The sequence below is a fragment of the Chryseobacterium sp. OV279 genome (assembly GCF_900128945.1).
GTDB lineage: Bacteria > Bacteroidota > Bacteroidia > Flavobacteriales > Weeksellaceae > Chryseobacterium.
Genome location: NZ_FQUD01000002.1, coordinates 919,592 through 932,205 on the forward strand (window position 1 = coordinate 919,592; position 12,614 = coordinate 932,205).

A 12,614-nucleotide genomic window follows, 5' to 3' on the forward strand; every position below is an offset into this window, starting at 1 on the left:
GAGAGTGTGAGTGTTCGAGAGTTGGAGAGTAAATGAGTCTGAAGGTTATTGTTGGTTGAATCTTGGCTAACGAAGGGGTACTTGGTGGCTGATTTCTATGACGTTACCAAATTATTTATATAATTTTTTTCATAGGGCTTTTGTTTATTTATAACGGCAAAAGCCCTATGAATAATTTTATTTCTCACATTATTCAGTACCAACATTTTATTCTTTCCCTCAGCTACCTTTCTTAAATAATACTCTCTGAGATCATTTTCCAGTCTTATAGCACTCATTGCTGCCATATGAAGTATACTTTTTAATGATTTATCAGCGTAGAAAGATAGTTTAGGTTTGTATCTTATAGAAGTTCCCGATTGATGATCAAATGGAACAACGCCTGAATAACAGGCAAGTTTTCTAGGTTCTGTAATCTCTTGAAAGTTTCCTGTTTTTATTAACATCATCCAACATAAAACTTTTCCTATACCCGGAACACTCTTTAAAAGCTCACTTTTTTTCTTAAGATCCTGATGTGAAGCAATTACATTTTCTATATCCTTTTCTAAAATTGCAATATGTTTTTCTAAAAGCGATATTTCTTCTTTATTCATCTTCAACAATTCTTCAGCTAATGTGGATTGCATTAGTTTATAATTACTTTGCTGCTTTAATAAACTTGCTCTGAGTTTAACCTTAGAATTTCTTTCTGAAAACAAGAATCTTACCTTCTCAATACTTTCTGAATCCGGCTTCCAGGATTTAAGACTCTCTTGATTTTTTGAAGCAAAATCAGCAATTCTTTCTGAATCTATTTTATCATTCTTCCCCCTGACCAGCCCCTGGCTTCTTTTTAAATGAAGAGGATTGATAACAAAAACAGTATAAGAAAAATCCTTTAGGGCCTCATAAATATACCAATTATACCGCCCTGTATTTTCCATAGCAATAGTTACCTGAGAATACTTTTTGAGGCTTTTTAAAATCTTTTTGATCTCAGAAATACTGTTGCTAATGGTAAAAAAATCTTTTTTTGTCTCTTCTCTTCTGCAGATGTCCAAGGTTGTTGCACTGATATCAATGCCAATTATTACTTTTTCCATAACTTTGGGTTTAAGTTAAAAAAGGGAAAAGAGATTTTCATTTTCACTCAACTCCTTATAATGGGCCTTAATCCCGTATTTCTATTTGAGTTTTAAATGAATAAAGCATTTAATTCTTTATCAGCCAATGAATCTTATTCGGAGGCGCTCTTAGTTTAATTAAATGCTTTCTCTTTTTCTAAAGTTAATAACTTTTATCCTCTGCTAATCTAAAGGAGGTCCTCGAAGCCACCATTCCTATGTCTGAAATCTGAAATCTGAAATCTGATGTCTTGCATCTTGGCTCTTGAATCTTCTCTACTTCTTAAATCTCTCCCACTTAATGAGCATATACTTATCCGCAAACTGAGTAATAATAAGACCTGAGTTTTTGATGTTGTCTTCCTGAGAAATATATTCAATCAATTCATTCTGTTTTAGGATTTTATAGACGGGATGGAACTCAGAATGAGGTGGTCTTGTGATGTTGTATTTCTTGATCCATGAACTGATCGTAACGTGGGAAACTCCAATAATACGTTCTATTTCACGGAAGCTTAAGCCTTCAAGATAGAGCTGCAGGGCTTTGGTTACGTAGTAGTCGTCGATCTGTTTTCCCATTTTTTTGACGGTAAAATAGTAGTTGCAGTCTTTACAGAGAAAACGCTGTTTTTCTTTAATAATCCCGCTTTTTACAATGGTACTGCCATTACATTTTGGGCACTTGTTTTCCATAGCTATATGTTTTTAGCAAATATATAATAATTTAGCAAAGTTATATTTTATTGTAAAGATAAAATTACCTGTTTATTTCTTCAAATCAAAAAAAATATCTTTTTAATTTGGTTTTTAAAGTTATTATGCTTTAAATTTGCCAAAAAAATCAGATAAATAAATGGAAATAGAAATTTCCTCATGCGAACATCTCATGTATGTGAGTGAAATACAGCAGGAAATGTATGATTCAGCACAGCGCAGAGGAACGGGGATCGCAAAACGTTCCATCGAATACTTAACGAAAAAGATTTCAGAAGGTAACGCTGTGGTTGCTACTGAAAATGGCGAATGGGTGGGATTCTGTTACATTGAGACCTGGTCACATGGTCAGTTTGTAGCTAATTCGGGATTAATTGTATCTCCGAATTACAGGAACAGAGGAGTAGCCACTTTGATTAAGAATAAAGTTTTCCAGTTATCTAGAGAAAAATATCCGACTGCGAAGGTATTTGGATTGACCACAGGACTTGCCGTCATGAAAATCAACAGTGATCTGGGTTACAAGCCGGTGATCTATTCTGAACTGACTCAGGATGAAGAATTTTGGAGCGGTTGTAAGAACTGTGTGAACTATGAAATTTTAATGAAAAAGGAACGTAAAAACTGTCTGTGTACAGCGATGCTTTTCGTTCCTGAAAATAATAATAATGTAAACGGGACTGAAATTCAGCAGTCCGAAATTGATGATTACAATGGAGAAAAAGAAAGTAGTCTTAGCGTTTAGCGGAGGTTTGGATACCTCTTACTGTGCTAAATATCTTAGTGAAACACTGGGATATGAAGTGTATGCAGTGACTGTAAATACCGGAGGTTTTTCAAAAGAAGAAGAAAAAGAACTGGAGAAAAAAGCCTTCAATCTGGGGGTGAAAGAATACAGGTGCGTTGATGCTCAGGAAGATTATTACAATTCTTGTGTAAAGTATCTGATCTTCGGAAATGTGCTGAAAAACAATACCTATCCGTTATCTGTAAGCGCTGAGCGTACGGTTCAGGCGCAGGAAATTGCAAAATATGCCATTGAAACAGGTGCAGATGCTATTGCTCACGGAAGTACGGGAGCTGGAAATGATCAGGTCCGTTTCGATTTGATTTTCCAGGTGATGTGTCCAGAAGTGGAGATCATTACGCCAATCCGTGATATGAGCCTGTCCCGTGAAGAAGAAATTGAATTCCTGAAAGCCCAGGGGTATGAAATGGAATTCCACAAAGCACAGTATTCTGTAAATAAAGGGTTGTGGGGAACGTCTGTGGGAGGAAAAGAAACGTTAACATCTCGAAATTCTCTTCCGGAAGAAGCTTTTCCATCACAAATTAAAGAAACTCAGCCTTCAGAACTGGAGATTGAATTTAAAAACGGCGAGGTTGTAGCAGTAAACGGAGTAAATTTTGAACATTCCGTGAAGGCCATTCAAAAAATTGAAGAACTGGCTTCTGCTTACGGCATCGGTCGTGATATTCATGTTGGAGATACCATTGTGGGAATTAAAGGAAGAGTAGGATTTGAGGCAGCGGCGGCATCTGTGATTATCAAAGCGCACCATTTATTGGAAAAACATACGCTTTCAAAATATCAGCAGATGATGAAGTCCCAGCTTTCCGACTGGTATGGAAACTGGCTTCATGAAGCATTATTCCTGGATCCTGTGATGAGAAATATTGAATCTTTCTTAACCGATTCTCAGGAAACGGTCAGCGGAAAAGTATTTGTAACCCTTCATCCATACAGGTTTGTGTTAAACGGAATTGAATCCAAGCACGATCTGATGTCCGATAAATTCGGAAGTTACGGTGAAGCCAACAGAGCCTGGACAGGTGAAGATGTAAAAGGATACACAAAAATTGTAAGCAATTCCTTAAACATCTACCACCAGATCAATTCAAAATAAAAAATAAAGAGTTCCAACGGAACGATTTACCCAAGGATAGGACGCAGTCCTATCAATAATAACGATTTGCCCAAGAATAGGATGAAATCCTATCAATTATAATCAAATCATCATATCATTAAAAATATGAAAAAAGCAGGAATTGTAGGCGCCAATGGCTACACAGGAAGCGAATTGATCCGTGTGCTGGCTTTTCATCCCAATGTGTCATTGAGTTTTTTATATAGCCGTTCCAATTCGGGGACAAAGATTTCAGATTTGTACCCGGATTTAACGGCAGTTTGTGAGCAGGTTTTAACGGATCAACCGAAAGACGTGGATATTTTATTTCTGTGTCTTCCTCATAAGGAAAGTCAGAACTGGCTTACTAAAAATCCCGTAAAGGATGAGACTTTAATCATTGATCTTGGAAATGATTTTCGTTTGGACGGAAGTTTGGGAAACAGAAATTTTATCTACGGACTTCCTGAAATCAATAAAAAAAATCTGGAAGGTGCAAAAAGTATTGCCAACCCGGGATGTTTTGCAACGGCGATTCAGCTGGCGCTTCTTCCATTGGCTGAAAAAGGGTTGTTGAATGAAGTGTACACGACGGGGATTACAGGTTCTACAGGTGCAGGTCAGTCTTTGCAGGCAACGACACATTTCACGTGGAGGAATGATAATATTTCGGCGTACAAGACGCTGACGCATCAACATGTGGAGGAGATTTTACAGCAGTTAGTTTCGTTTAATCATAAAGATATCAGTCTGAATTTTGTTCCATGGAGGGGAGATTTTGCTAGAGGAATTTTTACAAGTTCTACAGTGAAAACAGATTTAGTACTTTCAGATATCGTTCAGTTGTATCAGGATTTTTATGAGGGGGAGCCTTTTGTAAAGGTAAGTGAAAATGCAATTGATTTAAAGCAGGTTGTCAATACCAATCGCTGTGTGATTCATATAGAAAAGAGTGGAAATGTAGCGGTTATTCACTCAGCGATTGACAATTTGTTAAAGGGGGCTTCCGGACAGGCCGTACAAAACATGAATATAGCGATGGGCTGGGAAGAAAACCTAGGACTGAACTTAAAACCTGTAGCATTTTAAAAAGGCGAATGGTTAATAAGGTGAATAGTCAATAAGTCAATTGTGAATTGTGAATTGAAAACCGAAATATTCGATTTAGGAAAATGGAGTGTTAAGGAAATTAATTCTATGAACGTTAAGGAAATTCTACTGTTTGAAGCGCGACAAAAATGTTGAACCGAAAAACAAATGCCGAATCCGCGCAAGTTTTAGAATTTTTAGAGAATAGAAATAATTTTTAGCGGAAGTTTCCAGGTCTTGAACTTTTGTTTCTTTTGTTTGACTACGTCGAATCTTCGATTTCAAGACAAAAGAAATTAATTAAAACAAAAAAAATGAATTTATTCAACGTATATCCATTATTCAACATAAATCCAGTAAAAGCTCAGGGTTCATTCCTTTGGGACGATAAAGGAGAAAAATATCTTGATTTCTATGGCGGTCACGCCGTGATTTCCATTGGACACAATCATCCGCATTATCAAACTCAATTGAAAGAGCAGCTGGAGAAAATATCTTTCTATTCAAACTCGGTTCAGAATGAATTGCAGACTGAGCTGGCGGAAAAATTAGGAAAACTTTCAGGTTATAAAGATTACAACCTTTTTCTGTGTAATTCAGGAGCTGAAGCGAATGAAAATGCTTTGAAACTGGCGTCTTTCCATAACGGAAAAAGTAAAGTACTTTATTTCTCAGGATCTTTCCACGGAAGAACTTCTGCGGCGGTTTCTGTGACAGATAATCCAAAAATTGTTGCTCCGGTTAATTTTTCTGAAAGGTTTATTAAATCTGAATGGAATGATATCCAACAGCTTGAAGAAATCTTTGAAACTGAGGGAAGTGAAATTTCATCCGTCATTATTGAAGGAATTCAAGGGGTAGGCGGAATTATGATCCCGACAGCGGAATTTTTATCCAAAATCAAAGAACTGTGTGAAAAATATGACGCAGCGTTGATTCTTGACGAAGTTCAGTCAGGGTACGGAAGAAGTGGATATTTCTTTGCGCATCAGGAATTTGGAATCGAACCGGATATGATCACGACAGCCAAAGGAATGGGAAATGGTTTCCCGATCGGAGGCGTTCTGATTCATCCGAAGTTTGAGGCAAGCAACGGTTTACTGGGAACAACCTTCGGAGGAAATCATCTGGCGTGTGCAGCAGCAATCGCTGTTCTGGATGTGATGAAAGAGGAAAATCTTACGGCCAATGCTCAGAAAATGGGTGATTATATTGAAAACGAAATTAAAGACTTTCCTCACATTAAATCCATTCGAAGGAAGGGATTAATGATTGGAGTAGAGTTGGATCAGGATTGTGCAGAAGTGAGGAAAAGTCTATTGTACGATCATCACATTTTTACAGGAAATTCCAATGACAAAAGTGTATTGAGGATCCTTCCGGCTCTTAATATCGGCAAAGAAGAAACAGATCTTTTTGTCGGTGCTTTAAAAGTAGTTTTAGATAAGATTTAACTTATAAATGGGTTAAGATTATCACAATTAATTAAAAAAATCATCAAATGAAAAAATTCACCTCTGTAAGCGACGTAAAAAACTTACAGGAAATCATAAAGAAAGCATTACAAATTAAAGAAAACCCCAATTCCGAACCGGAAAAAGGAAAGGGAAAAACAATAGGCCTTGTGTTTTTAAATTCAAGCTTAAGAACCCGTTTAAGCAGTCAGATTGCTGCTCAGAATTTAGGTTTGAATGTCCTGACTTTAAACGCAGCTCAGGAAGCCTGGAATCTGGAATTTGCAGACGGAGCCGTAATGAATGGCGATACCGTTGAACATATCAAAGATGCGATAGAAGTATTAAATCAATATTGTGACATCATTGCAGTACGTTGTTTCGCGGGCATGAAATCTAAGGAAGACGATGTCAACGAAAGTATTCTGAGTCAGTTTGAGCAGCATGCCAAAGTACCTGTTATTTCTCTGGAATCCGCAACGCGACACCCGCTTCAAAGTCTGGCAGACTGCATTACCATTACAGAAAACTGGAAAGAAGAACGCAAACCTAAAGTAGTGTTGACTTGGGCGCCACACATTAAACCGATTGCTCAGGCTGTAGGAAATTCCTTTGCAGAATGGATGCAGGAAATGGACGTTGATTTTGTCATTACCAATCCTGAAGGCTATGATCTGGATAAAAACTTCACGAAAGATATCAAAGTAATCCATAATCAGGATGACGCTTTAAAAGACGCTGATTTTATCTATGTGAAAAACTGGTCCTCTTTCGATGACTATGCAGCTATGCCGGAAGTAAAAGAAAGCTGGATGCTGACAGGGGAAAAGCTGAAGAACACCAACGATGGTAAAGTAATGCACTGTCTTCCTGTCCGTCGTAATGTAGAATTAAGCGATGAGGTAATGGACGGAGAAAACTCCATCATTTATCAGCAGGCCAAAAACAGAATTTTCTCTGCACAAGCTGTCTTTTCAGAAATTTTGAATGAATTGAATTCTAAATAACTGGAATTCCTTTTAATCCTTGACAAGGATAAGAATCTCAAGAACATTTAAAACCACAAAGAGTTCCAACGGAACGATTTAGCCAAGGATAGGAGGAAGTCCTATCAGTTATATCAACCAAAATGAAAGAAAAATTATACATCATAAAAATAGGAGGAGCCCTGATCGACGATCCGGAGTTGCTGGACCAATTTTTAGAGCAGTTTTCTGAAATTAAGGAAAAGAAAATTTTGGTTCATGGAGGTGGAAAATTAGCAACTACGCTGGCTGATAAATTGGGTGTTGAACAAAAAATGGTCAACGGGCGAAGAATCACGGATAAAGAGACGCTGGATATTGTGGCGATGGTGTATGCGGGAGGAATCAATAAAAATATTGTGGCAAAACTTCAGCAGAAAAAATGCAAAGCAATAGGTTTTTCCGGAGCTGATGCGAATTTAATTAAAGCCAAAAAAAGAGAACATCCCGAAATAGATTTCGGATTTGTGGGAGATATTGAGAAAAAAAGTGTGGATAGAAAATTGATCTCGAAATTGATTAAACTTAAGCTAGTCCCTGTTTTCTCAGCGATTACTCATGATAAAAAGGGAAACCTCTTCAATACCAACGCAGACACGATTGCTTCGGTCATGGCTCAGGCTTTATCTTCAAAATATGATGTGGAGTTATTGTATTGTTTTGATAAAGAAGGAGTTTTGGAGAATGTTGAAGATCCGGAATCAGTTATAAAAAGGGTGTCAGAAGAAGAGTTTTCTGTTTTAAAGGAAGCTGGAAAACTTCATAAAGGAATTTTGCCCAAACTTGAAAACGCTCTCGGAGCGGTAAAAAATAATGTAAACAAGGTATTCTTAATTAAAGAAACCAAATTAAAAAATCATATAGAAAGCCATCATGGAGGAACTGAAATCTGTTTATAGTAAAGAAGAGCTACTGACTCAAGCAGTTGAATTGCTTAAAAAACTGATTGCAATTCCTTCATTCAGTAAAGATGAATACAATACGTCTGTGGAAATTGAGAGCTTTTTTAAGAAGCATCACATTCCTGCGAAACGTTTTAAAAACAACATCTGGGCAGTCAATAAAAACTTTGATGTATTGAAACCGTCCATTTTACTGAACACCCATCATGATACGGTAAGACCGAATAAAGCCTACACGCTGGATCCGTTTCTTCCGGTTGAGCAGGACGGAAGGCTGTATGGATTGGGAAGTAATGATGCCGGAGCTTCTCTGGTGTCTATGGCTCAGGTTTTTTTACATTTTTATGAGAAAGAAGATTTAAAATATAATTTAGTTATTGCGTTGACGGCAGAGGAGGAGATTTCAGGATTTGATGGAATTGAGGCCTTATTTCCACAACTTCCGGACATCGGGCTCGCCATTGTAGGAGAACCCACGCAGATGAATCTGGCGATCGCGGAAAAAGGACTGTTGGTAATAGACGGTGAAATGAAAGGAACTCCTTCTCACGCTGCTCATCCGAACGATGATAATGCTATTGTAAAATGTATGGAAGATCTTCAGCATATTCTGAATTTCAGATTTCCGAAGATTTCAGATTATTTAGGGGAAGTTAAAGTGACGCTGTCGGGAATTCATGCCGGTGTTCAGCACAATGTAGTTCCGGAAGCCTGTACGTTCACTTTGGATGTAAGGGTGACCGATGAATATTCCAATCAGGAAGCTTTTGAAATCATTCAGTCGCAGATGAAATCTTCATTAACGGCCAGGTCTTTCAGGTTAAATTCCTCAAAAATAGAGATGAATCACCCTTTTGTACAGGCAGGTCTGGAAATCGGAAGGACCACTTACGGTTCACCAACATCATCCGACCAGGCCATTATTCCATGCACATCCGTGAAGATTGGTCCCGGCGACAGTAGGCGCTCCCACACCGCAGATGAATACATCTATATCAAAGAGATTGAGGAAGGAATTGAGATTTATATAAAGATCTTAGAAAAAGTTTTATAAGACATAAGATGTCAGATTTCAGACACAAGATTTTCAAAAGTCTGATATCTGACATCTGAAATCTATCATCTAAAAAATGTTTTAACCACGCTCAGCAGACCAACCAAAGTTCAGTTTTTAATAAGGATTTATGCAAAAAGACCATTAAAAACGAAGACTTTTCAATGCGGAGATGTTTTTTTATAGTTAAAGAGGCTTTGCTGAGCAGGTTGAAACGAATTAAATATTGTAAAGAATATTATTATGAAAAAAATATGGCAAAAGGATGACCTGGCCACCAATATATTAGTCAACACATTTACAGTTGGGAAAGATCTTGACTTTGACGAACGTTTAGCAAAATATGATGTTAAAGGTTCCATGGCGCACTGTCAGATGTTGGCAGAAACCGGAATTATCTCCGGCGAAGAATCAGAACAGATGCTTTCTGTTTTGACAGATATTTTAAAAGATATTGAGAACGGAAACTTTGAAATCGATAAAGAAGCAGAAGATATCCATTCTCAGATTGAAGCGATACTGATTGAAAAATTAGGCGATACCGGAAAGAAGATTCATACTGCTAGATCCCGTAATGATCAGGTTTTATTGGATATTAAACTTTATTTACTGGACGAAATCCGTGAAATCACAGCTTTGACAGATGAATTTTTCCAGATTTTAATCCAACTGGCTGATCAGCACAAGAATAAATTGCTTCCCGGTTATACCCATCTTCAGATTGCCATGCCATCATCGTTTGGATTATGGTTTGGAGCCTATGCGGAAGCATTATTAGATGATGTTGAACTGTTGTTTTCGGTGAAGAATATCATCAATAAAAATCCTTTGGGTTCAGCGGCAGGATACGGTTCCTCTTTTCCTATTGATAGAGAAAGTACGACCTACAACTTAGGTTTTCAGTCGATGAACTATAATTCGGTGTATGCGCAGATGACCCGTGGAAAATCTGAGAAAATGTTGTCCATGGCAATGGCTACTTTGGCGGGAACGCTTGGGAAATTTGCCTATGATGTCTGTTTATATCTAAGCCAGAACTTCGATTTTATAAGCTTTCCGAAAGAATTTACGACAGGAAGCAGCATTATGCCTCATAAAAAGAACCCGGATATTTTCGAGCTGGTTCGTGCACGATGCAACAGAATTCAGTCTTTACCGAATGAGCTTATCTTATTGACGAATAATTTACCGTCAGGTTACCACAGAGACGTTCAGCTGACGAAGGAAATTCTTTTTCCAGCTATTGATTCGTTAAAAGAATGTCTGGAGATATTAAGTTATACTCTTCCGAATATTCAGGTAAAAGATGGAATTCTGGAAGACGAAAAGTACAAATATCTTTTCAGTGTAGAGAAAATCAATGAAGAAGTGAAAAAAGGAAGTTCATTCCGCGATGCTTATGTAAAAGTAGGGCAGGAGATTGAAAATAATGAATTTGAGTTCGAAGTTGGAAACTTAGACCACAGTCATCAGGGAAGCATAGGAAATCTATGTCTGGACAAAATAGAATATCAGTTTAACAAGCTGAAGAATAAATTATTGGGTTAGTACTATCTTGATGCTTCGTAAACTTCGCTTGTAAACCGATAGTTTATGCTCAGCATGATGTCGTTACAAAATGACGTTTAATATTAGAAATGTCATGCTGAGCGAAGTCGAAGCATCTATTAGTTTAAATGAAAATTATTCAAGATCAATTTTAAACTTAGTTGATTTTTTAACCTCGTGAAGCACAATAGAACTGTGATACTGGCCAATATTAGGAATGTTTGAGATCACATTCACTGCGAAATCATTATAAGAATTGATATCCTTTGCAATGATTTTAAGCATATAGTCATACTCACCGGAAAGACTGATAATCTCCTGAACTTCATCATGTTTCATAATGTTTTTCTCAAAGGTTTCCAGTACTTTCTGAGACTGCTCCTTAAGACGGACATTACAGTAAACAACGATATTCAGACCCAGTTTTTCACGGTTCAAAAGACCCACATATTTTTCAATGATGCCATGTTTCTCCAGCTGCTTAATCCTTTCATACGTAGGAGTAAAAGTAAGACCTATCCTTTCTGAAATTTCTTTTACAGATAGCGTAGAGTCTTCCTGAATAATGCTGAGAATCATTTTGTCTTTTAAATCCATAGGGAGAATTGAGTTTTAACAAAAATATCAATTAAAAATGAAAATAAGGAAAGATTACAGGTTTTAATTTTTTTAGAACTTTGGTTTTGTAGATTCGTAAAAATACTATATCTTTGCACCTAATGAATAAAAGAGTATTTATATCATTAGATTTACCGGGCGAAAGCGCCCTTTACGATATTTATTGTTATTAAGCGAAGATCCTGTCTTCGCTTTTTTTATGCTCAAAAAATAAGAATTATGTTTACAATTACAGAACTAAGCACCGAGAGAATCAACAGTATACTGACCGAAGCACTGGCTTTTGCCAACGGAAAAACTGCAAAAATTGAAGGAGAAATTTTCTGCTCAAATCTTTTCTTTGAAGACAGCACAAGAACAAAGACAAGCTTTGACATCGCAGAAAGAAAACTGGGTCTGCAGGTAGTACCTTTTGATGCTTCCCACAGTTCTGTAAACAAAGGGGAGAGTCTTTATGATACTGTAAAAACCATTGAAAGCCTGGGAGTGAATCTGGTTGTGATCAGAGATAAGAAAGACAGATATTTTGAAGAACTGAGCAATATCAAAATTCCGATGATCAATGGAGGAGACGGAACAGGAAACCATCCTTCCCAGTGTATGCTGGATCTGATGACCATCTATCAGGAATTCGGAAAATTTGAAGGATTGAAGATAGGAATAGTAGGAGATGTAAAACACAGCCGTGTGGCCAATTCAAATGCTGAGGCATTGAGAAGATTAGGCGCTAAAGTTTATTTCTCAGGACCTGAGCATTGGTTTGATGAAGGCGCTTTAATTAACGGAACCTATTTACCGGTTGATCAGCTGATCGCTGAAGTAGATGTTCTGATGCTGTTAAGAATTCAGCACGAAAGACACGATGCAAAAATGAGCTACACCGCTTCTGAATACCACAGAAAATACGGTTTAACGAAAGAAAGAGAAAAAGTAATGAAAAACGGAGCGATCATCATGCATCCCGCGCCCATCAACAGAGGCGTTGAAATAGATACAGACCTGGTGGAATGCGATCGTTCAAGAGTATTCAAACAGATGCAGAACGGAGTCTTCGCAAGAATGGCCATCCTGAAAGAAGCACTGGAAAAAGAAGGATATACCTTTAAAGAATTGTAAAAAGTAAAACTGTAAAAAGTATTCATTAGTACATTAATACCTGAATACATTGTACAAAAGAAATTATACAGAATAAAATAG

At 37.2% G+C, this 12,614-nt stretch carries 12 protein-coding genes; 9 read left to right on the top strand and 3 right to left on the bottom strand.

Annotated elements, in window-relative coordinates:
- Positions 1 to 95: 95 nt before the first annotated feature.
- Together BUA72_RS11895 and BUA72_RS11900 are read right to left on the bottom strand one after the other, a co-directional pair.
- A complete protein-coding gene (locus BUA72_RS11895; protein ID WP_072923051.1) occupies positions 96 to 1,085 on the bottom strand; it encodes an IS110 family RNA-guided transposase in 990 nt (329 codons plus the stop codon).
- A 297-nt stretch (positions 1,086 to 1,382) separates the two neighbouring features.
- On the bottom strand, positions 1,383 to 1,799 hold the full coding sequence (locus tag BUA72_RS11900; RefSeq protein ID WP_072923052.1) for a transposase-like zinc-binding domain-containing protein: 417 nt from the start codon (positions 1,797 to 1,799) through the stop codon (positions 1,383 to 1,385).
- 160 nt (positions 1,800 to 1,959) lie between these two features.
- Between BUA72_RS11900 and BUA72_RS11905 the strand changes: the two genes are divergently transcribed.
- From BUA72_RS11905 to argH, 8 genes are all read left to right on the top strand, one after another.
- The gene (locus tag BUA72_RS11905; protein WP_051891347.1) at positions 1,960 to 2,565 is read left to right on the top strand and encodes a GNAT family N-acetyltransferase; all 606 of its coding nucleotides are present in this window, start codon (positions 1,960 to 1,962) and stop codon (positions 2,563 to 2,565) included.
- Positions 2,534 to 3,727 carry an argininosuccinate synthase gene (argG, locus tag BUA72_RS11910; protein ID WP_047455985.1) on the top strand — a complete coding sequence of 398 codons (1,194 nt, stop codon included), beginning with the start codon at positions 2,534 to 2,536 and terminating at the stop codon, positions 3,725 to 3,727. The genes BUA72_RS11905 and argG overlap by 32 nt, the downstream gene beginning before the upstream one ends.
- A gap of 126 nt (positions 3,728 to 3,853) precedes the next feature.
- A complete protein-coding gene (argC, locus tag BUA72_RS11915) occupies positions 3,854 to 4,816 on the top strand; it encodes an N-acetyl-gamma-glutamyl-phosphate reductase (protein WP_083544191.1) in 963 nt (320 codons plus the stop codon).
- Positions 4,817 to 5,130: 314 nt separating this feature from the next.
- Positions 5,131 to 6,270, top strand: a complete 1,140-nt coding sequence (locus BUA72_RS11920) for an aspartate aminotransferase family protein (protein ID WP_072923054.1) — start codon at positions 5,131 to 5,133, stop codon at positions 6,268 to 6,270.
- 47 nt (positions 6,271 to 6,317) lie between these two features.
- Entirely contained in the window at positions 6,318 to 7,277 is a 960-nt protein-coding gene (locus BUA72_RS11925) for a Rossmann-fold NAD(P)-binding domain-containing protein (RefSeq protein WP_072923055.1), read from the top strand.
- A 122-nt stretch (positions 7,278 to 7,399) separates the two neighbouring features.
- Positions 7,400 to 8,194, top strand: a complete 795-nt coding sequence (argB, locus tag BUA72_RS11930; protein WP_072923056.1) for an acetylglutamate kinase — start codon at positions 7,400 to 7,402, stop codon at positions 8,192 to 8,194.
- Positions 8,169 to 9,251 (top strand): M20 family metallo-hydrolase, encoded by a 1,083-nt coding sequence (locus tag BUA72_RS11935; protein WP_072923057.1) that lies wholly within the window; start codon positions 8,169 to 8,171, stop codon positions 9,249 to 9,251. Before argB ends, BUA72_RS11935 begins: the two co-directional genes overlap by 26 nt.
- A 243-nt stretch (positions 9,252 to 9,494) precedes the next feature.
- Positions 9,495 to 10,799 (top strand): argininosuccinate lyase, encoded by a 1,305-nt coding sequence (gene argH / locus BUA72_RS11940; protein ID WP_052202593.1) that lies wholly within the window; start codon positions 9,495 to 9,497, stop codon positions 10,797 to 10,799.
- A gap of 135 nt (positions 10,800 to 10,934) precedes the next feature.
- Here argH and BUA72_RS11945 read toward each other — a convergent pair whose 3' ends face one another.
- Positions 10,935 to 11,396 (bottom strand): Lrp/AsnC family transcriptional regulator, encoded by a 462-nt coding sequence (locus BUA72_RS11945; RefSeq protein WP_034731090.1) that lies wholly within the window; start codon positions 11,394 to 11,396, stop codon positions 10,935 to 10,937.
- A 240-nt stretch (positions 11,397 to 11,636) separates the two neighbouring features.
- Here BUA72_RS11945 and BUA72_RS11950 point away from each other — a divergent pair, with 240 nt between their 5' ends.
- The gene (locus tag BUA72_RS11950) at positions 11,637 to 12,533 is read left to right on the top strand and encodes an aspartate carbamoyltransferase catalytic subunit (RefSeq protein WP_034731088.1); all 897 of its coding nucleotides are present in this window, start codon (positions 11,637 to 11,639) and stop codon (positions 12,531 to 12,533) included.
- Positions 12,534 to 12,614 lie beyond the last annotated feature (81 nt).